Origin of the sequence: Parapedobacter sp. ISTM3 (assembly GCF_016533505.1) — a bacterium.
In the GTDB taxonomy this organism is placed as follows: Bacteria; Bacteroidota; Bacteroidia; order Sphingobacteriales; family Sphingobacteriaceae; genus Parapedobacter; species Parapedobacter luteus.
On the sequence record NZ_JAENGN010000003.1, the window covers coordinates 305,015 to 326,553 of the forward strand.

Consider the following 21,539-nt stretch of genomic DNA (forward strand, 5'->3'; position numbering starts at 1 on the left):
TTTGCCGCTTTTTTTATGGGAGTTGTCGCCGTTACAATTCGCGTATGAAATCGGACTCGGAGAGTACAACCTTAACTACCGCGGGACTGGGTAAGTCAATTTCTATACCCGGTTCTGCTAACGGATCTTCAGCGTATATCGTAATGGAACCCACTGTGTAGTTTACAGAATAAGCGATACCATTGAACGTGGTTGGCAAAATATCGTAGCTGCTTTCACCGTCGAAACTTATTGCCACACTGACATTTCCTTCCAGTAAATAGTATTCTGTTAGTTCCGGAAGGGATTTGGTATGGAAGACCTGATGACTGACGCCTGATTCCCATTGCCATGCGTTCGTACCGATAGCGTAGACATACGTGCTATTGGGGTTGGGATTTACGACGTCGTAATATTCTTTTTTGCAAGATGATATGCCGAGGACGACTAAAAATCCAACGGCTAAGGTAAGGTAATGCTTCATATGCGTTAGCTTTGGGTAAATAATTTTTGTTTTTTGTTCCTGTATGTATGACGGCAAATGACGTTGAAAAGTTTAACGCAATAATTGCTCCAAGATTGACTACACCAAGGATGTTACAAAAAAAGCGCCGCTTATTTTTATAAACGGCGCTTTGTATTTGAAATAAGCGGGATGCTTATTACTCATCTTCCTTCTTCTCTTCGGCGAAATCCGAAGGTCTGGATGAACCGCTGTCGGCTGCTTGCACGTTCACGACGATTTCCTGTTTGTCTTTGTCGTAGTCAACTTCAAGCGTATTGCCCTCAGCTACCACACCTTTGAGGATTTCTTCCGCGATGGGGTCTTCCAGGTATTTCTGGATGGCCCGTTTGAGCGGACGGGCACCGAAGTTGCTGTCGAAACCTTTTTCGGCAATAAACTCCTTGGCTCCGTCTGTCAGTTTGATGCGGTAGCCTAAGGCCTCGATGCGAACGAAAAGCGATTTCAACTCGATGTCGATGATTTTGAAAATGTGCTCTTTATCCAACGAGTTGAATACAATCACATCGTCGATACGGTTGAGGAATTCCGGCGCAAAGGCACGCTTTAATGCATTTTCGATGACACTGCGCGAATGCGATTCGGCCTGTTCAGCCTTCGCCGAGGTCGTAAAGCCTACGCCTTGTCCGAAGTCCTTCAGCTGGCGTGCCCCAATGTTGGATGTCATGATCAGAATCGTATTGCGGAAATCCACGCGACGGCCAAGGCTGTCGGTCAATTGTCCTTCATCCAGCACCTGCAGTAGCAAATTGAATACATCGGGGTGTGCTTTCTCGATTTCGTCAAGCAATACCACAGCGTAGGGTTTGCGGCGTACCTTTTCCGTCAGTTGTCCACCTTCCTCATAGCCTACATATCCCGGAGGCGCACCTACCAAGCGGGAGATCGCAAATTTCTCCATGTACTCACTCATGTCAATCTGAATGAGCGAATCCTCACTGTCAAACATGAAGCGGGCAAGCTCTTTGGCCAGCTCTGTCTTACCTACACCTGTAGGGCCAAGGAAGATAAACGAACCAATCGGCTTTTTGGGATCCTTTAATCCAGCACGTGTACGTTGGATCGCCTTTACTAATTTTTTCACCGCTTCGTCCTGTCCAATGATGCGCCCCTTCATGGATTCGGCCATGTTCAGCAGCTTTTGGCTATCCGATTGCCCTACCCGTTGTACCGGGATGCCGGTCATCATTGATACCACCTCCGCTACATTGTCCTCCGTCACGGTGTACCGTTTGGTCTTGGTTTCTGCTTCCCAGGCAGCTTTTTCATGCTCAAGTTCCTCGAGCAGTTTTTTCTCCGTGTCTCGCAGTTTTGCAGCCTCCTCATATTTTTGGCTCCGCACGACCTTGTTCTTCTCGACTTTTATTTCCTCAATTTTCTGCTCTATGTCAATGATGCTTTGCGGCACATGGATATTGGTAAGGTGTACCCTTGATCCGGCCTCGTCCAGTGCGTCGATGGCTTTATCCGGCAGAAAACGGTCGGTAATGTAGCGAGTGGTCAAGGTAACACACGCTTCTATGGCTTCCGGCGTGTAGTTAACGTTGTGATGCTCTTCGTATTTTTCTTTAATACGATTCAGTATCTCCACCGTTTCGTCGTGCGTGGCCGGCTCAATCATGACCTTTTGAAACCTGCGATCCAGGGCGCCATCTTTCTCAATGTATTGCCGGTATTCATCCAGCGTGGTCGCACCAATGCATTGGATTTCACCACGGGCCAGTGCCGGTTTGAACATATTTGAGGCGTCTAGCGAACCTGATGCACCGCCGGCACCCACGATGGTGTGGATCTCATCGATAAAGAGGATGACGTCCGGCGATTTTTCCAGCTCATTCATCACAGCCTTCATGCGTTCCTCAAACTGGCCACGGTACTTTGTTCCGGCTACCAACGAGGCCAGATCCAACGTGACCACGCGTTTGTTAAACAATACCCGGGACACCTTGCGTTGGATAATACGCAGGGCCAGCCCCTCTGCAATGGCTGATTTGCCCACGCCGGGTTCGCCGATGAGTATTGGGTTGTTCTTTTTGCGCCGCGATAAGATCTGTGAGACGCGTTCGATTTCCTTCTCACGGCCTACAATCGGATCCAAGCGGCCTTCTTCGGCAGCCCGTGTCAAATCGCGGCCGAAATTGTCCAATACCGGGGTCTTTGACTTAATGTCCGATACCTTTTTGGGCTGGCTAAAATGATCTTCATCTTTAAAATCATCGTCGCCGGCCGTCGATCCGGATGCTTGATCCGTGATGCCTGCTTTGTGCTGTTCTACATCAGCTTTGAAGACATCGTAATTGATGTCGTATTGCTGCAAGATTTGCGAGGCGATGTTGTCTTCATCGCGTAGGATGGATAATAACAGGTGTTCGGTACCGATAATGTCGCTTTTGAAGATTTTTGCTTCAAGATAAGTGATCTTCAGTACCTTTTCCGCTTGTTTGGTAAGCGGCATATTGCCAATCGGAGCGCGGGACATTGATGATCCCTTGACAGCGTCCTCAATGGATTTGCGTAGCTCGGTGGTGTCGATCCCTGCATGTTTCAATATCTTGATAGCCATGCCGTCTCCTTCACGGATCAGCCCAAGCAACAAGTGCTCCGTACCGATATAATCATGTTTCAACCTGATGGCTTCTTCCCTGCTGTATGAAATCACATCCTTTACGCGAGGCGAAAATTTTGCTTCCATGAATGTTTTACCTTTCTTTTTTTTATGCTAAGGATGCGATAAATGTAGAAAAAAATTATCGCTTATGCCCTTACTATTTGTGTAACATTTATCAACAATTAAGCCATTGAGACAAATATAGCATTTTGTCAGTTTCCATAAAAGGATTATTACATCAATCTGACTATGTTTTCGGTAAGTATGTTTTTCGTTGACGTACGCGAAAACGATAGCTTACCGCTGTTGCATATGAAGGGCAAGTTATCTAAGTTTGCACTTCCTATTAGTTTTACAACGCTTGAAATAATCATAACATGTCTGACGAGAAGATTATATTTTCAATGGCGGGGGTAAACAAAGTGTACCCGCCTCAGAAACAAGTCCTGAAAAATATCTACCTCTCCTTTTTTTACGGAGCTAAGATAGGTGTCATTGGCCTTAACGGTTCGGGAAAGTCCTCATTGCTGCGGATTATCGCCGGATTGGACAAATCCTACCAGGGGGAGGTTGTTTTTTCTCCAGGGTATACGGTGGGGTATCTGGCTCAGGAGCCTGAGCTTGATCCTCAAAAAACGGTCCGCGAAGTAGTCGAAGAAGGGGTCGCCGAAATTTCGGCGGTCTTAAAGGAATACGAAGAAATCAACGAAAAATTTGGTCTGCCGGAAGTGTATGAAAATCCGGACGAAATGGATAGGTTGCTGGCTAGGCAAGGCGAATTACAGGACAAAATCGATGCTACGGGTGCCTGGGAGATCGATAGCAAATTGGAGCGGGCTATGGATGCGCTGCGTTGCCCCGAGCCTGATCGGCGAGTAGACACATTGTCAGGAGGTGAGCGCCGCCGGGTGGCACTATGTCGTTTGTTGCTGCAAGAGCCGGATGTGCTCCTGTTGGATGAGCCCACCAACCACCTGGATGCGGAGTCTATCGACTGGCTTGAGCAACACCTGCAGCAATACAGGGGCACCGTTATCGCGGTCACGCACGATCGGTATTTCCTGGATAATGTGGCGGGTTGGATATTGGAGCTTGATCGTGGCGAAGGCATCCCCTGGAAAGGAAACTATTCGTCCTGGCTCGATCAAAAAGCTAAGCGGCTTGCCCAAGAGGAAAAAACCGAAAGCAAACGGCAGAAAACGCTGGAGCGCGAGCTGGAATGGGTGCGGATGGCCCCCAAGGCCCGCCATGCGAAGTCGAAGGCCCGCCTGCATAACTACGAGAAGCTGGCGTCTGAAGAAACCAAGGAGCGGGAAGAGAAGCTGGAGCTCTTCATCCCGCCGGGGCCGCGGTTGGGCAATGTGGTTATTGAAGCGCAGCAGGTGAGCAAAGCATACGGCGATAAAATACTGTTTGAAAACCTCAGTTTTTCGTTGCCGCCGGCAGGTATCGTCGGCATTATCGGTCCCAACGGCGCAGGGAAAACAACATTATTCCGGCTTATCACCGGGCAGGAGCTGCCGGATAGCGGCACATTCCGGGTAGGGGAGACGGTAGCATTGGGCTATGTCGACCAGTTGCATGACGATCTCAATCCGGAAAAGACCGTATGGGAAAACATTACTGGCGGCCATGAAAATATTCAGCTGGGCAACCGTCTTGTCAATTCCAGGGCTTATGTCTCCAAATTTAATTTCAACGGTGCTGACCAGCAAAAGAAGGTGGGGGTACTTTCGGGGGGCGAGCGCAACCGGGTGCACCTGGCCATTACCTTAAAAAAGGGGGCTAACGTACTGCTGCTCGACGAGCCCACAAATGATATCGACGTCAATACATTACGGGCACTGGAAGAAGGGCTGGAAAATTTTGGTGGATGCGCCGTCGTCATCTCGCACGACCGTTGGTTCCTCGATCGCATCTGTACCCATATCCTTGCTTTCGAAGGAAATTCGCAGGTGTACTTCTTCGAAGGGAATTATACCGAATACGAAGAAAATCGCAAAAAACGCTTAGGAGACATTGGTCCACAACGCATCAAGTACAAAAAACTGGTCAAGGGCTGATGGATACCGCCAAGTTACTCAAAGCGATTATCGACAATGCAATCGATGGGATCATCACCATTGATTGGAATGGCATTGTCGAATCCATCAACCCGGCGGCATTGCAGCTTTTCGGATATGACGCGTCTGAGGTTGTCGGACGGAATATATCCATGCTGATGCCGGAACCCGACCGCAGCAACCATGATGGGTATATCGAAAACTATCGTCGTACCGGACAGAGGAAGATCATTGGCATCGGCCGCGAAGTGAGGGGGAGGCGCAAAGACGGCAGCACCTTTCCGTTCCGTCTCGCCGTCAGCGAGGTGCATTACGAAAACAAGACCGCTTTTACCGGCTTTGTGCATGACTTATCCAAAGAAAAGGAAGCTGAGGAAAAACTCCTGCATCATATGGAAGAATTGGAGGCGACCGTAAGCAACCGTACGAAAGACCTCATCAAGCTGGTGTCTGAGCTGGAGAAAACCAAGTCCGAAGTGAGCCAATCCTTGGAGAAAGAAAAGGAGCTTAACCAGCTGAAATCCAGATTTGTTTCGATGGCCTCGCATGAGTTTCGTACGCCGCTGAGTGCCGTGCAGCTGTCGGCCTCACTGATCGAAAAATATATTGAAAAGCCCGACAAGGCCAACGTGCTTAAGCATACTGGCCGCATTAAAAATTCCGTACAGTTGCTCACAAGTATCCTGAATGATTTTCTATCGCTCGAGCGGCTGGAGGCCGGCAAGGTATCGGCAAGCAAACAGGAAATAAACCTGGTGCAGCTTGGAGAAGAAATCACCGAAGAAATGCAGATGATTTGCAAAGCCAACCAGCATATTGTATATCAGCATACGGGCTCCACCGGAAAAGTCGAGCTCGACGCCAACTTGTTGAAAAACTGTATTATCAACCTGATCTCCAACGCAATAAAATATTCCGGTGAAAATACATTCATTGAGTTCAATACCGAGGTCAACGATGATACCTGCACCATTGTCATCAAGGATGACGGGATAGGCATACCCGAGGAAGATCAGAAAAATTTATTCGAACCGTTCTTCCGTGCCCATAATACCGGCAACATCCCCGGCACGGGCTTGGGGCTCAATATTGTGAAAAGATACGTATCTTTGATGGGCGGCCAGGTGGCATGCCAAAGTGCCCAGCATAAAGGTACCGTTTTTACGCTTACCTTCAATAACACCATACCGCAGGAACCAAATGACAACTAAGCAAATCAACGTATTGATCATCGAAGACAACGATGATATCCGCGAAGGGACCAAAGAAATCCTCGAGCTTACCGGCTATCACGTATATACGGCGCCCGAGGGCAAAACGGGGGTAGACATGGCCTTGAAACATTTGCCGGATATCATTCTGTGTGACATCATGATGCCCGAGCTGGACGGCTTTGGTGTGTTGTATATGCTTTCAAAACATCCTGAGGCCGCCACAATACCGTTTATTTTCCTGACGGCGAAGGCCGAACGCGCGGATATGCGCAAGGCCATGGAGATGGGGGCCGACGATTACCTGACCAAGCCCTTCGATGATATCGAACTGCTGAACGCCATTGAAACCCGGCTCAAAAAGCGCAAGCAATTGGGAACGGACGGCGGCATCCGGAAAAACCTGTACTTAAGCGATGAAGAGCAAGAGACGCTCCTGAAAGAACTGGTGCAGGGAGCCCGGGTAAAGACCTATCGGAAAAAGCAGTTTATCTACCAGGAGCGTGATATGCCGTTATACGTATATTACGTAAAAAAGGGGAAGGTGCGCAACTTCTTGTATTACCTGGACGGCCGCGAACTGTCAACGGATATTCATGTGCCCGACTCGTTTTTCGGCTATGAATCGCTTTTGCTGCAACAGCACTACAACGACAATGCCGAAACACTGGAAGAAACCGAGTTGGCATTGATTGATAAAGAGCAGTTCTTTGAATTGCTCTACCGGAAACCGGGGATTGCCACCAAATTCATCAAATGGTTGTCGGGAACCATACGCGGCAAAGAAGACCAGCTGCTTGCATTTGCTTACGATTCCGTACGTAAGCGGGTCGCCAATGCGCTGATCAATGTAGCTGAAAAGACGGTGTCCGGTATCCATGAAGATGAATGCCTCATTCGCATATCACGGGATGATCTGGCATCATTGGCCGGCACGGCAAACGAAACCATCAGCCGGATGCTGGCCGATTTTAAAGACGAAAAATTGATTGCCAAAGAAGGGAATGCCATCCGCATTTTATCCATTCACAAATTAAGGAATATCAAGCAATAGCCCCCCGTTTGTCTTCCTTTTTTTCGAAAATGTGATCGATATCATTTTTTAGCTTGATAGGTCACATCATCCGCCATAGGCCGTGCCCGTAATTTTGTGGAACAATGAACGCATTAGAAAATCATTTTCCCACGGACACGGACAGACGGATGAAAGCAATTGCTTATAGTATAAAGCCTCAGGAAAAGGAGCATTTGGCACTTGCCAACGGCAAGCGCCACGACCTGACGTTGATCTCCAACGAATTGAATGCCAAGACGGTGTCCTATGCACAGGGAAAAGAGGTTGTCATTGTTTCCACGTATGATATATTGGATCGTGATATGCTTTGGGAGCTCAAGAATGCAGGCGTGAAGAAAATCATTACCCGATCCAAAATCACCACGCATATCGACCTGCGCGAGGCTACCCGCATGGGATTAAAAGTAGCCAATGCGCCTGATGAAGACCAATCCGTTGAAAGCATCGCCAAGCAGACTATCCGCAATCTGAATGCCTGGGACGCCGGGAAATGCGTCGGCAAGGCCTGCTGCTGCCAGAAGGTGTGCACAATGGATGATACCGTTACATCCTACTTATATGGAAATGGCAAGAAATAAAATGCTGGCGTTGGTCCAGCGTTATGACGTAGCTGCACCGCGCTATACCAGTTACCCCACGGTGCCTTGCTGGGATGAGGAGACCTGGAGTCCGGAAAAATGGATTCAGCATATTCGTTTGCAATGGGCACAGTCGTCATCGCAGGGGATTAGCCTTTATATTCATCTCCCGTTTTGCGAAAGTTTGTGCACCTATTGCGGTTGCAACACGCGCATCACCAAAAACCATGGCGTGGAAGCGCCCTACATCGATGCCGTATTAGCCGAGTGGGCGATTTACCGGCGTCACCTCGGCGAAAGCAGCCTGCCTATCGGCGAATTGCACCTGGGCGGCGGCACACCTACATTTTTCAGCCCGTCTCAGCTCCGCAGGTTGGTCGATGGCCTGTTGGATGGCAACCAAGTGCTTCCCGGAGCATCGTTTTCCTTTGAAGCACATCCCGCAAATACCACCCATGAACACCTTCAGACATTATTTGGTGCCGGTTTTAGGCGGCTGAGCTTGGGAATACAAGATTTTGATCATGGGGTGCAGTTACTTATCAACCGAAAGCAGACCGAAGCCGACGTATGGCGGGTGATGATAGATGCCCGCCAAATCGGCTACACTTCCATCAACTTCGATCTGATTTATGGGCTGCCGCTGCAAACCTTGGAAAGCGTAGGGGACACGGTTGAGAAAGCGCTGGCCATGCGGCCCGATCGCATTTCGTTTTACAGCTACGCGCATGTTCCCTGGATGCGGCCCGGGCAGCGGCGCTATACAGAAGACGATTTACCCAAGGGAAAGGACAAGCTTGACCTCTACCTCCTCGGCCAATCAATCATCAAACAGGCGGGTTACCGCGACGTAGGCATGGATCATTTTGCGCTGCCCGATGATGCGCTTTGCCGGGCCGCTGATGGCGGAGCTTTGCACCGCAACTTTATGGGATATACCGATCGGTACACGCCGTTGCTTATCGGGCTTGGCGTATCGTCCATCAGCGATTCATGGACGGCGTTTGCCCAAAACGTAAAAACTGTAGAAGCATACAAAGCGTGGGTAAACGCCGGGGTGCTACCGGTTTTCAAAGGCCACGTGCTATCAGCCGGAGATATGCAGATCAGGAAGCATATCCTGGATATCATGTGCCGCGGTACAGCGGTATTGGATGGGCCGGCGGCGCAATCGGCAATCGTACTCCGCCGGCTTGCACCGCTATTTGGCGATGGCCTTGTCTCCTGGGATGGCACTCGCGTGAAGGTTACCAAGAAAGGCTTTTCCTTTTTGCGTAACATCTGCATGGCCTTCGACGAACGGTTGCATAAGAAACATGTTAGCCAGCCTTTGTTCAGTAAGGCCGTATGATAATCGCTGAGGCATGAAGATAGGGACAAAGACATCGAACAGTACGAAATGCTACCACTGTGGTGATACCTTAGCCGGTACCGTATATGAGGCAGATGGACACGTGTTCTGCTGCGTAGGCTGCCAGAGCGTATACCGCATCTTGAGCAGCAACAATATGCAGCAATATTATCGGTACAACACCCATCCCGGCAAAAAGCTGCGTGAGCGGTCCGAGCGGTACGAGTACCTGGATGAACCAACCATTGCAGATAAGCTCATTGATTTCAAGAATGATGAAATCACCATGGCCACATTTTATATCCCGTCCATCCACTGCAGTTCATGCATATGGCTGCTCGAGCACCTCTACAAGCTCCATCCTGCCGTTGTGGCATCACAAAGTGATTTCCTGAAAAAGCAGGTAAATGTTACATTCAAACATCCGGACCTATCGTTGCGGGAGCTGGTGGAGTTGCTGGCCAACGTTGGTTACGAACCCAAGATTACCTTGCAGGATGTGGTCAAGGCAGGTCGGAAATTTTCCCAAAAGGGTTTGATAGCCAAGATTGCCGTAGCCGGATTCTGTTTCGGCAATTCGATGATGCTGAGCTTCCCCGAATACTTCGGCATGGCGGCATTCGAGGCCAAGTATTCCATGTTTTTCGGGTGGATGAACCTTGGGTTTGCGCTTCCCGTATTGCTTTACAGCGGACGGGACTATTTCCAATCCGCCTGGCACAGCCTGCGGCACCGGCAACTTAACCTTGACGTGCCCCTGGCGCTGGGCATCTTGGTGTTGTTTGTCCGCACCGCGTGGGAAATACTTTCGGCTACAGGGCCGGGTTTTGCCGATACACTCTGCGGATTGGTCTTTTTTCTGCTCGTTGGCCGGTGGGTACAACAGCGAACCTACCATCACCTGTCTTTCGAACGGGATTACCGCTCCTATTTTCCGGTCGCGGTGACACGCCTCGGCGCCGCAAACGCCAAGCCCGTGCCTTTAGCCGAAATCAGCGTCGGAGATCGGCTCCTCATCCGCAGCAACGAGGTTATCCCGGCCGATGCAATTCTCTTAAAAGGGCAAGCCGCCATAGACTTCAGTTTCGTTACCGGCGAGTCGGAGCCGGTGGAGAAGGTACTTGGCGAGATCATCTATGCGGGGGGGCGGCAGTTGGGCGAAGCGATTGAGCTGGAAGTTGTCAAACCGGTATCGCAGAGCTATCTGACCAAGCTTTGGAACAACGATGCATTTAAGCAATATGAGAAGCGATTTCGTACCTTCAGCAACGTGGTCAGTCAATATTTTACCTTGGTGCTCCTGGCGATAGCCATCACCGCCATGGCTTATTGGTTTCTCCGTGATGACCCGGCCAAGGCGTGGGGCGCCTTCACGGCGGTATTAATCATCGCTTGCCCCTGTGCCCTGGCCTTGAGCACGCCCTTTACGCTCTCGGTAGCATTGCGTGTTTTTGATAGGCATGGCTTTTATGTAAAAAATACAGCGGCTGTCGAGCAATTGGCGGCAGTGGATTGCCTCGTTTTTGACAAGACGGGTACGATATCTTCCCCCAGTGCCGCCCGGATGCGCTTTGAAGGCCAGCTGCAGGCCGGCGAGCTGGCTATGGTGGTGTCCGTGTGCCAAAATTCCAATCACCCGCTGAGCCGCGAACTGGTCAAGTGGGCGGGGCCGATGGAGCTTATGCCTATCGGCAATTACCAGGAAACCGGTGGGAAAGGCATCGAAGCCGAGGTCCATTCAAACCGGGTACGGATCGGGAGCGCCGCTTTCACGGGCGCACGGGATGCAGCGGGCGCTTCGTCAACTGGCAGCCGCATCTACATCGCTATCAACAACGAGGTAAAAGGGTTTTTTATCGTCGAGCAGCCCTGGCGGGAGGGCCTTCGGGAAGTTATGGGCGAATTGGCCAAGCCCTATGACTTGCACCTGGTTTCCGGCGACAATGCCAAGGAAAGAAAGCGTCTTCGCGAAATCTTTCCGCCCGATGCCGATCTGCTGTTCGGTAAGCTGCCAGCCCAAAAATTGGAATACATCAATAAGCTGCAACATACCGGCAGCAAGGTGTGCATGTTTGGCGATGGGCTCAATGATGCCGGTGCATTGCGGCAAGCAGACTTGGGCATTGCAGTAAGCGACGATATCAATAATTTTTCACCTGGATGCGATGCCATTCTTGATGGGCGGTCTTTTGTCCTCTTGCCGCGCTTTCTGCGGTTCGCTAAGGATGCCGTGAAGGTTATCCATATGAGTTTTGGTATTTCGCTGACTTACAATGTCATTGGATTGAGCTTTGCCGTGATGGGTACCATGTCGCCACTGTTTGCCGCCGTATTGATGCCGCTGAGCACCGTCACCATCATTGGCTTCACCACCGTGGTTGCACATGCCTATGCGGCCAAAAACCAGTTAAACAACATCCGATCATGAGTGCGATATTCTTTCTCATCGGCTGCAGTGTATTTATTGCACTTATCTTTTTAGCGGCTTTCTTCTGGGCCAATAAAACGGGGCAGCATGAAGATACGTATACGCCCTCCATACGTATACTGTTTGACGATGAGCCGCCGCAAGTGCCCGAAGGCGAAGAAGAAACGTTGGACGTACGGACACCTGAATGAAGCCAGGCCGATAAGATGCCGGGCGAAGGCAAAACCCACTACAGGTCAAAGCAGCCGTTTGACCAATGCCCGCCATTCCTCCTCCAATGTCGTTGCCGGCCGTTGCTGGCCTGCACGGCGGTACCAGTAGTCGGCATTCGAGAGGTCGCCTTCTTTGCGGTGCAGGTAGGCGTGTACATGGGCAGATTGGTTGTCGGTCAAATCATTGATCAAATCGTGGGCCTTTTCCCATTGGCCTTTGCCGTCATACCATAAGGCTTCAAGCTGTACCGTTAGGCTGATGGGGGGCACTTCGTGCTCCAGCGATGAGTTGAACGCTTCAAAGTCCATAAGCAATTGTCGGGTTAATGCTGTCAAACTTAGCTAAAGTTGCTTTGATATGCAAACCACCGAATCAGCAAATAGTGACTACCATTACTTTTAAACCCAATCGGCGTCATTCGCCTGACACTTTGATGACAGTAATTTTACCGCCGGAACCTGCATGAGATCGTGCTCAACAAATGGATCGAGACGGCTCATGCAAGTTTCATCACCGATAAGGAACAAGTTAAAGATGAAAAAACAATTACAGCAATGCAGCTAACTAAATTTAATTACGACAACAAAATTGTTAGGGATTTCGGCATCGCCACCATCGTATGGGGCATTGTCGGGATGTCCGTTGGCTTATTGGTGGCCGTCCAACTGATATGGCCCTTTATGAACTTCGAACTCCAATACACAACCTTCGGTAGGGTGCGTCCGCTGCATACCAATGCCGTAATTTTTGCATTCGTGGGCAATGCCATCTTCATGGGGGTGTATTATTCGTTACAGCGGTTGCTGAAGGCGCGGATGTTCAGTGACGTTCTGAGCCGTATCCACTTTTGGGGCTGGCAGCTAATTATTCTTGCAGCCGCTATTACATTGCCGCTGGGCATCACCACATCCCACGAATATGCAGAGCTGGAATTGCCGATAGACATAGGCATCACCATCATCTGGGTCGTATTCGGAATCAATATGTTCGGCACCATCATTAAGCGTCGCGAGCGGCACATGTATGTGGCTATCTGGTTTTACATTGCCACGTTTGTTACCGTGGCCGTGCTGCATATCGTCAATTCGGTGCAGCTTCCCATCTCCATGTGGAAGAGTTATTACTTGTATGCCGGCGTGCAGGACGCGCTGGTGCAATGGTGGTACGGGCACAATGCCGTTGCATTTTTCTTGACTACGCCTTACCTCGGCATGATGTACTATTTCCTGCCCAAGATGGCCAACCGGCCGATTTACTCCTATAAGCTGAGCATCCTGCACTTTTGGTCGTTGATTTTTATTTACATCTGGGCGGGGCCGCACCACCTGCTGTATACGTCGTTGCCCGGCTGGGTGCAGTCGCTCGGCGTGGTATTTTCGATCATGCTCATCGCTCCCAGTTGGGGCGGTATGATCAACGGGTTGCTCACGTTGCGGGGAGCCTGGGACAAAGTACGTACGGAGCCGACGTTGAAGTTTATGGTGGTGGCGCTTACTGCATACGGTATGGCCACGTTTGAAGGGCCGATGCTCTCGTTGAAGCAAGTCAATGCCATTGCACACTTTACCGATTGGATTGTCGCGCACGTACATGTTGGCGCATTGGGTTGGAATGGTTTTATGACCTTCGCCATTCTCTACTGGTTAATCCCCCGCATCTATAAAACGGAGCTGTATTCCACAAAGCTCGCGTCGGTGCACTTTTGGATAGGCACATTAGGCATCCTGTTTTATGCGATTCCGATGTATTGGGCAGCCGTGGTGCAAGGCTTGATGTGGAAAGAGTTTACGCCGGAGGGTGTATTGAAATATCCAAACTTCCTTGCTACAACCCTTCAGATTATCCCGATGCACATGCTCCGCGCCGTAGGGGGGACACTGTACCTCGCCGGGGCTATCCTGATGACCTACAACCTGGCAAAAACGATGAAGAAGGGAAGGCTGCTGGCCAATGAGCCGGCCGAAGCGCCCGAGCTGACACCGGTAATGGTCAACGAACGCTCCAGGCATCGCCGGTTGGAACGCAAGCCCGTTCTGTTCATGGTCGTGGCTTTGATCACCATCTTGATTGGGGGGCTGGTACAGATGATGCCTACATTCATGATTTCATCGAACGTGCCGACGATTGCCAGCGTAAAACCCTATACGGCCCTGGAGTTACAGGGCCGCGATTTATACATCCGCGAAGGGTGTGTCAACTGCCATTCGCAGACTATCCGGCCGTTCCGGTCGGAGACCGCCCGCTATGGCGACTATAGCAAAGCCGGCGAGTTTGTCTACGATCACCCATTTCTATGGGGCTCCAAACGGACCGGGCCCGATTTGCACCGCATAGGCAAGAAATACCCCAATAAATGGCATTTCGATCACATGCTTGATCCCACCATCACCTCGCCCGGCAGCATCATGCCGCCTTATCCCTGGCTGATTGAGCAGCCACTGGATACCACCACTACCAAGGCCAAGTTGAATGCCATGCGGATATTGGGCGTGCCCTACACCGATGCGGATATCGACGCCGCAAATGCCCACCTCAGTCAGCAGGCCGAAACCATCGCGGCAGATTTGGGCGACCAAGGTGTGACCGTACGGCCTGATCGGGAAATCATTGCCCTGATTGCTTATCTGCAACGGCTCGGGACGGATATCAAGGCTACGGAACAGACCGCCGTGGCAAAAACAGAAGATTAACGCATTAAAGACAATAGGCAATGTTTAAGCAAATAACAGACTTGAGCGGCAATGAGTGGTATCTCATTGCCTCGCTGTGGATTTTTCTCATCTTCTTCATTGTGGTAGCCATCATGCTGGTTCGCATGCGGAAGGACTATGTCGATTACATGAAGGAAATCCCGATGAATGACGTGGAGGAGCAGGAAAACAGTATATTACACTAAACAACATAAGCCATGCAATTAATATTTTTACAGTTACATGCGGTTGACAAAGCTGCTACGGCGCCCGGTTTATTCGGCAGCGGGAATGTCAACAACGATATCCTCATCATCGCGCTTATTGTGGTCATGTCGGTGGTGCTTGTCGCCGCCGTGGTGGTGCTGCGGGCCATGCGGGTCATGCTTCGGCTCACTATGCCACACGTGATAGAAGATGAGCAGGCAGCAACAGCGCGGGCAAAAGCCAGCCGCAGGGCCCGGCGCGCCGCTTGGTGGAATAAGCTCATGGGGCTGCGGCCGCTGGCGGAGGAAAAAGATCTAATCATCGATCATGCCTATGACGGCATCAAAGAACTGGACAATCCCGTGCCCGCTTGGTTCAACGGTTTGTTTTATGCGTCCGTCGTGTTTGCCGTCGTATACCTGTGTGTGTACCATGTATTCGGCTGGGGGCCAAACCAGGACCAAGAGTACGAACGTGAAATGGCTAAAGCGGAAGAAGCGCGGCAGGAATGGCTGGCGCAGGCTGCCAACAACATCGACGAAAATTCAGTGACGGTGGACGCACGGCCTGAAACCATAGCCTCCGGGCAGGTTATTTATACACAAAACTGTGCGGCATGCCATGGCAATGCAGGGGAGGGGGGCATCGGTCCCAATCTCACGGATGATTACTGGTTGCATGGCGGTAGCATACAAGATGTGTTTAAAACCATAAAATATGGCGTGCTCGACAAAGGCATGGTACCGTGGGAGCAGAGCCTGACGCCAGCACAGATTGCCGAAGTAAGCAACTACATCCTTAGCCTGCGGGGCACGGATCCACCAAACGCAAAAGAACCACAGGGAGAAAAAGTGGAGTACACACCGGCACACGATACCAAAGGAGTGGAAACGGCGCGTGTTGGCGACGGCGACAGATCGGTAATATAAATCAACATTCATGGATATCATCGCAGGGAAGGCGGTAGACGGGACGAAACCCAGGCGGGAATGGATTTATGCCAAGAAGCCCGGCGGCCGGTTATTCAACTATCGGCAGTTGCTGGGGTACACGCTGTTACTGGTGCTGATAGGCGCGCCGTTTGTCAAAATAGCGGGCGAGCCGTTCTTGATGTTCAATATTGTTGAACGCAAATTTGTCCTGTTCGGCAACGTCTTCTGGCCGCAAGATTTGCATATTTTCGTTTTTGGGATGCTTATCGCCATGGTGTGCATCGTGTTGTTTACGGTGGTCTATGGGCGTGTATGGTGTGGGTGGGCGTGTCCGCAAACGATTTTTATGGAGCTTGTGTTCCGCCGCATTGAGTACTGGATAGAAGGAGATTGGCAACAGCAAAAGAAGCTGGACCACGCGCCGAAGACATGGGCCAGGCAATCCAAAAAAATAGCCAAGCACGCCGTTTTCCTGGTTGTATCATTTTTGATTGCTAATACCTTTCTGGCCTACATCATCGGGGTAGACGAACTTTGGAAAATCATGCGCGATCCCGTAAGCCAACACCTTGCGGGATTTGTCTCGCTCATGGTTTTTACCTTGGTTTTTTACGGTGTCTTTGCCTACGTGCGTGAAATTGTTTGTACGACGATATGCCCTTATGGGCGGTTGCAGGGGGTGCTGCTGGATGACCAGAGCATCACCGTTGCCTATGACCACCGGCGGGGTGAGCCCCGAGGTCACCGCAAAAAGCATGCGCAACAAGCGGTGGGCGACTGCGTGGATTGCAGGCTGTGCGTGCATGTATGCCCTACCGGCATAGACATCCGTAATGGTCTGCAGATGGAATGCGTGAGCTGTACCGCCTGCATCGACGCGTGCGATGCGGTCATGGAGAAGTTAGATCGGCCCACGAAGCTCATTGGCTTTTATTCCACCGCGGAGATTGGTGGTGAGCGAAAAAAAAAGGGCAATACCCGGGCGGTAGCTTATACGGTGGTACTGGCGGTTTTGATGGCAGTTTTTGGATGGCTGGTGTTCAGCCGGTCGCAGGTCGACGGCACGTTGCTGCGGGCAAAGGGCAGCACTTACCAAATCCGTCCGGACGGCACGGTGAGCAACCTGTATAGCGTAGCGCTGATCAACAAAACCCACCAGGATATGCCTTTCAGACTGGTGGCCGCGGAAGAAAACTTCACCGTGCATGTCGTCAATAAAATCGACGAACTAAAGGGCGGAGGCACGGCGCAATTGAGCTTTTTCTTAATCAGTCCGCAACGAGCGATACAGTCGTACAAAACCAATGTAAAAGTGAACGTCGTGGTAGCGGGGAAGGTGGTGGAAACGATGAAAACCACCTTTGTAGCGCCGCCGGGAGGATAAGTGGGGCCGCGGGCTGCGAGCGGTAAGCAGCAGGCCAGAAAATAAAGCATAAAACAAAAAATGAACTGGGGATTAAAGATAGTGATTTCGCTGGCGTTATTCGTGGCGCTGATTGTTTCTTTCGGGGTTTACATGGTAAGTAAAGATACCGATTCGCTGGTTGCACCGGATTATTACGAGCGGGGGTTGAACTATGACGAGCTCCGCCGTGCCGATTCGTTGCAGGGCTTAGCAGATACGCTGCAAGCCGTTAAGCAGCCCTAAATCGGCAATAACAAAAAAATGAGTTATCACGTATTGGCATTTTTTATGGGGCTACTGGGCAGTCTCCACTGTGCGGTGATGTGCGGGCCGCTGGTGTTGGCCGTGCCGGGGCCGCGATCGAGGTGGAAACGCCTGTCCAACACGCTGATGTATCAGTCGGGCCGGACAATGACCTATGCGCTCCTGGGACTCATGATGGGCGTTGTCGGCCATTCAATCGAAGTAGCCGGATGGCAGCAGAGCATTAGCATTGCCACAGGCATTCTGCTTGTCGGCATGGCTCTTTTTTCGCTTTGGGGCAGGCGGCTGCGGCAGGTTGTGCACTGGCAGCAAACGTTTGTCCACCCGGTGGTCAAATGGATAGGTTATTGGCTGCAGCGGCCGGGCGGCCACTTCATGGTCGGCATGCTCAACGGCCTCTTGCCATGTGGCATGGTGTATATGGCACTGGCAGCCTCGTTAAGCGCCGACACGTTACAGGGCAGTGGGGTGTTCATGCTGTCCTTTGGGCTCGGCACATGGCCTACCATGCTGGCGGTCTCCCTCATCGGAAGTGCGGTGAAGCGGCGGATGCGATTCAATGCCGCATTTTGGCTCCCCATGATAAGTTTGTTGATGGGCGGATGGTTTCTGCTGCGCGGAGCCGGGTTGGATATTCCGTACCTCAGCCCGTTGATTTACCCGGATGGGGCGGTTACCTGTGCGGGTGCGCAATGAGTTGATAAATCGTGCAGCCGGCCACGGATGCCCATTCGTAACGATATGCGAAACGGAATCCTGTGGCATTCGTCAGGCATCAAGCATCATCCGCCGATTTCAAATCCCTCCCTGCATCGCCTCTTTGATGATTTGGCGGATGATGCCCGACTGCTCGGGGTCGCCTTTCATCAGCGCCTGGGTAAATCGGCGCCAGGTTTTGAAGTCGATGTGTGACGGAATGATGGGCACATTGGGGTCTACCACCACATCCAGCACCGTGGGAATGCTGGCGTTGATGAGTTCATCGAGCGCGGCGTCGATGTGTTCCGGCTGCTCCACCCGGATGCCTTTAAGGCCTATCAGGTTCGCAAACGCCGCATAGTTGACATCCGGGATGTCCTGGGAGGCTTCAAACTTAGGTTCGCCCGAAAGCATGCGCTGTTCCCAGGTAACCATATTCAGATCTCGGTTATTCAGCACGATGACCAGCAGCCGCGGGTCTTGCCACGATTGCCAGTACTTGGCGATGGTGATGAGCTCATTCATGCCCAGCATCTGCATGGCACCGTCTCCCGAGATGGCCACGGCCATGCGGTCCGGAAAGGCAAATTTTGCGGCTATCGCATAAGGTATGGCAGGGCACATCGTAGCCAGATTGCCCGATAATGAGGCCAGCATGCCTTTCCGTATCCGGAGGTTGCGGGCATACCAGAAGGCCGCTGTACCCGAGTCGGCCGTGATGACCGCGTAGTCCGGCAATTTCGACGATAGCCTTTGGATGACCTGCTGTGGATTGATGGGATCCGCCTCCTGCTCCGATCGCTTTTCGACGGTTTCCCACCAGGCCGCCACGTTGGCCGTAACCTGCTCAAACCAGCTGCGGTCTTCCTTATATGCGATCAGTGGCAACAGTTCCTGGAGGGTGTCCTGGCTATCGCCCAGGAGGTTCACGTCCATCGGGTAGCGCAGGCTGAGCATACTTCCATCCACATCGATCTGTACACCGCGCGCCTTGCCCGGTTCGGGCAGGTACTCGGCATAGGGAAACCCGCTGCCGATCATGAGCAACGTGTCGCAGTTGTCCATCAGCTCCCAGCTCGGTTTGGTGCCGAGCATGCCGATAGACCCGGTCACGTAAGGCAGGTCATCCGGCAGGGCCGATTTTCCCAATAGTGCTTTCGCTACCCCTGCCCCTAATTTTTCGGCCAAAGCTTCGATTTCCGTGGCCGCTCCCATGGCCCCGGCGCCGACCAGTATTGCTACCCGCTTGCCGGCGTTGAGGATGCCGGCAGCTTTCATCAGATCTGCCTGTTGCGGTACCAGGCGTGCATGGGGGAAACCGGTGCCGGTAGCCATATAGCCGTGTTCGCGGGGTGGTTCCTTGATGGCGGGCTCCTCTTGCAGGTCGCTGGGAATGATCACCGCCGTCACGGTCCGTTTGGCAACGGCAATCCGTATCGCACGGTCAATCACCAGCCTCACCTGGGCCGGGTGGGTGAGCATCTGCACGTAATCGCCCGCAACGTCTTTAAATAACGACATGAGGTCCACCTCCTGCTGGTAGTTGCCTCCCAGCGCGGTACGCCGTTGCTGGCCGACGATAGCAACAACAGGCTGGTGGTCCAGTTTGGCATCATACAACCCGTTGAGCAGGTGGATGGCCCCCGGGCCGGAGGTGGCCAGGCAAACACCCACCGTTCGGGTGAATTTGGCGTGGGCGCAAGCCATGAAGGCCGACATTTCCTCATGGCGCGTTTGGATAAACGCAAGGTCGCCGTTGCGATTAAGTGCGCCCAGCAGTCCGTTTATGCCGTCGCCCGGGTAGCCGAAGATTCGATTAATACCCCATGCCTGGAGTCGGTCGATCAAAAAGTCACTTACATTCATAGCTTCGTTTGTTTGTCTACAGATGCAGCCCACCGCCGGAAGCGTGCAACAGGCTGTAGCCGTTACGTCTTCTCATATTAACGGGATTAGGCGCTATCGGTTTGGAATAATCTCGCTGCGTATGATGAGGTCTCCGCGGGGGCCGTCAGCGCATGTTTGCAAAATATATTAATTAACTTTGTAACATGTCGGTAGCTAATTTATGCAGGTAATGTTCGATCCATTGAAAACCCACATCAATAAGTTTGCGCAGATCAGTGATGATGAGTTCCAACGTATTTCAACATATTTTCAGCATCGCATTCTGAAAAAAAAGGAAAATTTATTGGTTGAAGGTCAGGTTTGTAGAGTAAATTATTTTGTTTTGAATGGCATACTGAGAAAGTTTTTCATCAACGATAAAGGTGTAGAGCAAACCACCGAGTTTGCCATTGAAAATTGGTGGATGACCGAAACTTTCTCCTACCTGAATAAAGAGCCGACGCCGTTCTATATTCAAGCGGTGCAGCAAACAGACGTATTGGCTATTCAGCAGGCAGGATATGATAACTTGCTCCAGGAACATCCGGTTATGGAGCGGTATTTCCGTTGCATCTACCAGAAGGCCTACGCTGCTGCGCAAATGCGCATCAAGTTCATCTATGAGCATTCCAGAGAGGAATTATATCACCATTTCCGAAAAAACCAGCCCGAATTTCTTCAACGAGTGCCGCAGTATCTTGTTGCGTCTTATTTGGGTTTTACGCCCGAATATTTAAGCGAAATTCGTAAAAAGAAGTTTTCTTAAACCCGTTTAAGTTTTTTCTGTTCCCGGTTTTCAACATTTGTACGGTTAAATCAAAAAATCAGAACAATGGAAAATCGTATTGACATCCACACAACAGAACCCTTGGCATTCAAAGCAATGATGGGATTGGAAAGCTATCTTGCAAACGCTGACATATCCAAAACCTTAAAAGAACTCATAAAAATCCGTGCCTCTCAGCTTAACCATTGTGCTTACTGTATAGCTATGCATGCTAAAGATGCCATCAAAAACGGCGAAAATACGCAGCGCATTCTCTTACTGAGTGCCTGGAGGGAGGCTACCAAATTTTTTACCGAGGAAGAACAAGTAGTGCTGGAAATGACTGAAGAAATTACGCTCATTCATCAGCACGGATTAAAAGAGGAGACCTACCGGAAAGCATCCGAGATTTTCACGGAAAGTCAAATTGCGCAGATTATTATGGTTATTGTAACCATAAATGCCTGGAACAGGATAGCCGTAAGTACCCATAAACAAATCGAATAAAACCGGATGCCTCCTGCAATGCCTCCCCATGATTTAAATCAATGATTGCCGCGAGGCTTGCGCCGCGATAATGTCCCATCAACTTTTTTGAGGCATTCGGTTGGTCTTTGGTAAACAGAATATTATATTTGTTTCACGTCCACTGGTTAGGGC

19 protein-coding genes are annotated in these 21,539 nt (G+C 51.1%); 15 read left to right on the plus strand and 4 right to left on the minus strand.

What is annotated here, in order from left to right:
* Positions 1–31: 31 nt before the first annotated feature.
* Together JHJ32_RS06265 and JHJ32_RS06270 are read right to left on the minus strand one after the other, a co-directional pair.
* Positions 32–463, minus strand: a complete 432-nt coding sequence (locus JHJ32_RS06265) for a hypothetical protein (protein ID WP_079716104.1) — start codon at positions 461–463, stop codon at positions 32–34.
* Between the two features lie 178 nt (positions 464–641).
* Positions 642–3,194: an ATP-dependent Clp protease ATP-binding subunit gene (locus JHJ32_RS06270; RefSeq protein WP_079716103.1), complete on the minus strand. Its 2,553-nt coding sequence runs from the start codon at positions 3,192–3,194 to the stop codon at positions 642–644.
* A 293-nt stretch (positions 3,195–3,487) separates the two neighbouring features.
* Here JHJ32_RS06270 and ettA point away from each other — a divergent pair, with 293 nt between their 5' ends.
* The 7 genes from ettA (at position 3,488) to ccoS (ending at position 12,007) form a co-directional block, all read left to right on the plus strand.
* Positions 3,488–5,173: an energy-dependent translational throttle protein EttA gene (ettA, locus tag JHJ32_RS06275; RefSeq protein ID WP_079716102.1), complete on the plus strand. Its 1,686-nt coding sequence runs from the start codon at positions 3,488–3,490 to the stop codon at positions 5,171–5,173.
* Complete coding sequence (locus JHJ32_RS06280; protein WP_200120347.1) at positions 5,173–6,384, plus strand: PAS domain-containing sensor histidine kinase; 1,212 nt, start codon at positions 5,173–5,175, stop codon at positions 6,382–6,384. Before ettA ends, JHJ32_RS06280 begins: the two co-directional genes overlap by 1 nt.
* On the plus strand, positions 6,374–7,438 hold the full coding sequence (locus JHJ32_RS06285) for a response regulator (RefSeq protein WP_079716100.1): 1,065 nt from the start codon (positions 6,374–6,376) through the stop codon (positions 7,436–7,438). Before JHJ32_RS06280 ends, JHJ32_RS06285 begins: the two co-directional genes overlap by 11 nt.
* Positions 7,439–7,542: 104 nt before the next feature.
* The gene (locus JHJ32_RS06290) at positions 7,543–8,037 is read left to right on the plus strand and encodes a lactate dehydrogenase (RefSeq protein ID WP_233632512.1); all 495 of its coding nucleotides are present in this window, start codon (positions 7,543–7,545) and stop codon (positions 8,035–8,037) included.
* Positions 8,024–9,388 carry an oxygen-independent coproporphyrinogen III oxidase gene (hemN, locus tag JHJ32_RS06295; protein WP_233632513.1) on the plus strand — a complete coding sequence of 455 codons (1,365 nt, stop codon included), beginning with the start codon at positions 8,024–8,026 and terminating at the stop codon, positions 9,386–9,388. Before JHJ32_RS06290 ends, hemN begins: the two co-directional genes overlap by 14 nt.
* A 13-nt stretch (positions 9,389–9,401) precedes the next feature.
* A complete protein-coding gene (locus tag JHJ32_RS06300) occupies positions 9,402–11,816 on the plus strand; it encodes a heavy metal translocating P-type ATPase metal-binding domain-containing protein (protein ID WP_200120348.1) in 2,415 nt (804 codons plus the stop codon).
* On the plus strand, positions 11,813–12,007 hold the full coding sequence (ccoS, locus tag JHJ32_RS06305) for a cbb3-type cytochrome oxidase assembly protein CcoS (RefSeq protein ID WP_079716098.1): 195 nt from the start codon (positions 11,813–11,815) through the stop codon (positions 12,005–12,007). The genes JHJ32_RS06300 and ccoS overlap by 4 nt, the downstream gene beginning before the upstream one ends.
* Before the next feature lie 45 nt (positions 12,008–12,052).
* Here ccoS and JHJ32_RS06310 read toward each other — a convergent pair whose 3' ends face one another.
* Positions 12,053–12,337, minus strand: a complete 285-nt coding sequence (locus tag JHJ32_RS06310) for a hypothetical protein (protein ID WP_200120349.1) — start codon at positions 12,335–12,337, stop codon at positions 12,053–12,055.
* A gap of 246 nt (positions 12,338–12,583) precedes the next feature.
* Between JHJ32_RS06310 and ccoN the strand changes: the two genes are divergently transcribed.
* Genes ccoN through JHJ32_RS06340 form a run of 6 tightly spaced genes read left to right on the plus strand, consistent with a single transcriptional unit; the run spans position 12,584 to position 18,223 of the window.
* Positions 12,584–14,719: a cytochrome-c oxidase, cbb3-type subunit I gene (gene ccoN / locus JHJ32_RS06315; RefSeq protein WP_079716508.1), complete on the plus strand. Its 2,136-nt coding sequence runs from the start codon at positions 12,584–12,586 to the stop codon at positions 14,717–14,719.
* Positions 14,720–14,739: 20 nt separating this feature from the next.
* Complete coding sequence (locus JHJ32_RS06320; protein ID WP_079716096.1) at positions 14,740–14,925, plus strand: hypothetical protein; 186 nt, start codon at positions 14,740–14,742, stop codon at positions 14,923–14,925.
* 12 nt (positions 14,926–14,937) lie between these two features.
* Positions 14,938–15,855, plus strand: a complete 918-nt coding sequence (locus JHJ32_RS06325; protein ID WP_200120350.1) for a cbb3-type cytochrome c oxidase N-terminal domain-containing protein — start codon at positions 14,938–14,940, stop codon at positions 15,853–15,855.
* A 10-nt stretch (positions 15,856–15,865) separates the two neighbouring features.
* Positions 15,866–17,242 (plus strand): cytochrome c oxidase accessory protein CcoG, encoded by a 1,377-nt coding sequence (ccoG, locus tag JHJ32_RS06330; RefSeq protein WP_200120351.1) that lies wholly within the window; start codon positions 15,866–15,868, stop codon positions 17,240–17,242.
* Between the two features lie 60 nt (positions 17,243–17,302).
* Complete coding sequence (locus tag JHJ32_RS06335; RefSeq protein WP_200120352.1) at positions 17,303–17,506, plus strand: FixH family protein; 204 nt, start codon at positions 17,303–17,305, stop codon at positions 17,504–17,506.
* 18 nt (positions 17,507–17,524) lie between these two features.
* Positions 17,525–18,223, plus strand: a complete 699-nt coding sequence (locus JHJ32_RS06340) for a sulfite exporter TauE/SafE family protein (protein ID WP_200120353.1) — start codon at positions 17,525–17,527, stop codon at positions 18,221–18,223.
* A gap of 99 nt (positions 18,224–18,322) precedes the next feature.
* Here JHJ32_RS06340 and JHJ32_RS06345 read toward each other — a convergent pair whose 3' ends face one another.
* Positions 18,323–20,092 (minus strand): thiamine pyrophosphate-requiring protein, encoded by a 1,770-nt coding sequence (locus JHJ32_RS06345; protein WP_200120354.1) that lies wholly within the window; start codon positions 20,090–20,092, stop codon positions 18,323–18,325.
* 211 nt (positions 20,093–20,303) lie between these two features.
* Here JHJ32_RS06345 and JHJ32_RS06350 point away from each other — a divergent pair, with 211 nt between their 5' ends.
* Positions 20,304–20,879: a Crp/Fnr family transcriptional regulator gene (locus JHJ32_RS06350; RefSeq protein ID WP_200120355.1), complete on the plus strand. Its 576-nt coding sequence runs from the start codon at positions 20,304–20,306 to the stop codon at positions 20,877–20,879.
* 66 nt (positions 20,880–20,945) lie between these two features.
* Complete coding sequence (locus JHJ32_RS06355) at positions 20,946–21,386, plus strand: carboxymuconolactone decarboxylase family protein (RefSeq protein ID WP_079716090.1); 441 nt, start codon at positions 20,946–20,948, stop codon at positions 21,384–21,386.
* The last annotated feature ends 153 nt before the right edge of the window (positions 21,387–21,539 follow it).

What these genes read in the sequence shown, in the direction of transcription:
- JHJ32_RS06265 (WP_079716104.1), bottom strand. Translation starts at nt 463, where the DNA reads ATGAAGCATTACCTTACCTTAGCCGTTGGATTTTTAGTCGTCCTCGGC.
- JHJ32_RS06270 (WP_079716103.1), bottom strand. Translation starts at nt 3,194, where the DNA reads ATGGAAGCAAAATTTTCGCCTCGCGTAAAGGATGTGATTTCATACAGC.
- ettA (WP_079716102.1), top strand. Translation starts at nt 3,488, where the DNA reads ATGTCTGACGAGAAGATTATATTTTCAATGGCGGGGGTAAACAAAGTG.
- JHJ32_RS06280 (WP_200120347.1), top strand. Translation starts at nt 5,173, where the DNA reads ATGGATACCGCCAAGTTACTCAAAGCGATTATCGACAATGCAATCGAT.
- JHJ32_RS06285 (WP_079716100.1), top strand. Translation starts at nt 6,374, where the DNA reads ATGACAACTAAGCAAATCAACGTATTGATCATCGAAGACAACGATGAT.
- JHJ32_RS06290 (WP_233632512.1), top strand. Translation starts at nt 7,543, where the DNA reads ATGAACGCATTAGAAAATCATTTTCCCACGGACACGGACAGACGGATG.
- hemN (WP_233632513.1), top strand. Translation starts at nt 8,024, where the DNA reads ATGGCAAGAAATAAAATGCTGGCGTTGGTCCAGCGTTATGACGTAGCT.
- JHJ32_RS06300 (WP_200120348.1), top strand. Translation starts at nt 9,402, where the DNA reads ATGAAGATAGGGACAAAGACATCGAACAGTACGAAATGCTACCACTGT.
- ccoS (WP_079716098.1), top strand. Translation starts at nt 11,813, where the DNA reads ATGAGTGCGATATTCTTTCTCATCGGCTGCAGTGTATTTATTGCACTT.
- JHJ32_RS06310 (WP_200120349.1), bottom strand. Translation starts at nt 12,337, where the DNA reads ATGGACTTTGAAGCGTTCAACTCATCGCTGGAGCACGAAGTGCCCCCC.
- ccoN (WP_079716508.1), top strand. Translation starts at nt 12,584, where the DNA reads ATGCAGCTAACTAAATTTAATTACGACAACAAAATTGTTAGGGATTTC.
- JHJ32_RS06320 (WP_079716096.1), top strand. Translation starts at nt 14,740, where the DNA reads ATGTTTAAGCAAATAACAGACTTGAGCGGCAATGAGTGGTATCTCATT.
- JHJ32_RS06325 (WP_200120350.1), top strand. Translation starts at nt 14,938, where the DNA reads ATGCAATTAATATTTTTACAGTTACATGCGGTTGACAAAGCTGCTACG.
- ccoG (WP_200120351.1), top strand. Translation starts at nt 15,866, where the DNA reads ATGGATATCATCGCAGGGAAGGCGGTAGACGGGACGAAACCCAGGCGG.
- JHJ32_RS06335 (WP_200120352.1), top strand. Translation starts at nt 17,303, where the DNA reads ATGAACTGGGGATTAAAGATAGTGATTTCGCTGGCGTTATTCGTGGCG.
- JHJ32_RS06340 (WP_200120353.1), top strand. Translation starts at nt 17,525, where the DNA reads ATGAGTTATCACGTATTGGCATTTTTTATGGGGCTACTGGGCAGTCTC.
- JHJ32_RS06345 (WP_200120354.1), bottom strand. Translation starts at nt 20,092, where the DNA reads ATGAATGTAAGTGACTTTTTGATCGACCGACTCCAGGCATGGGGTATT.
- JHJ32_RS06350 (WP_200120355.1), top strand. Translation starts at nt 20,304, where the DNA reads ATGTTCGATCCATTGAAAACCCACATCAATAAGTTTGCGCAGATCAGT.
- JHJ32_RS06355 (WP_079716090.1), top strand. Translation starts at nt 20,946, where the DNA reads ATGGAAAATCGTATTGACATCCACACAACAGAACCCTTGGCATTCAAA.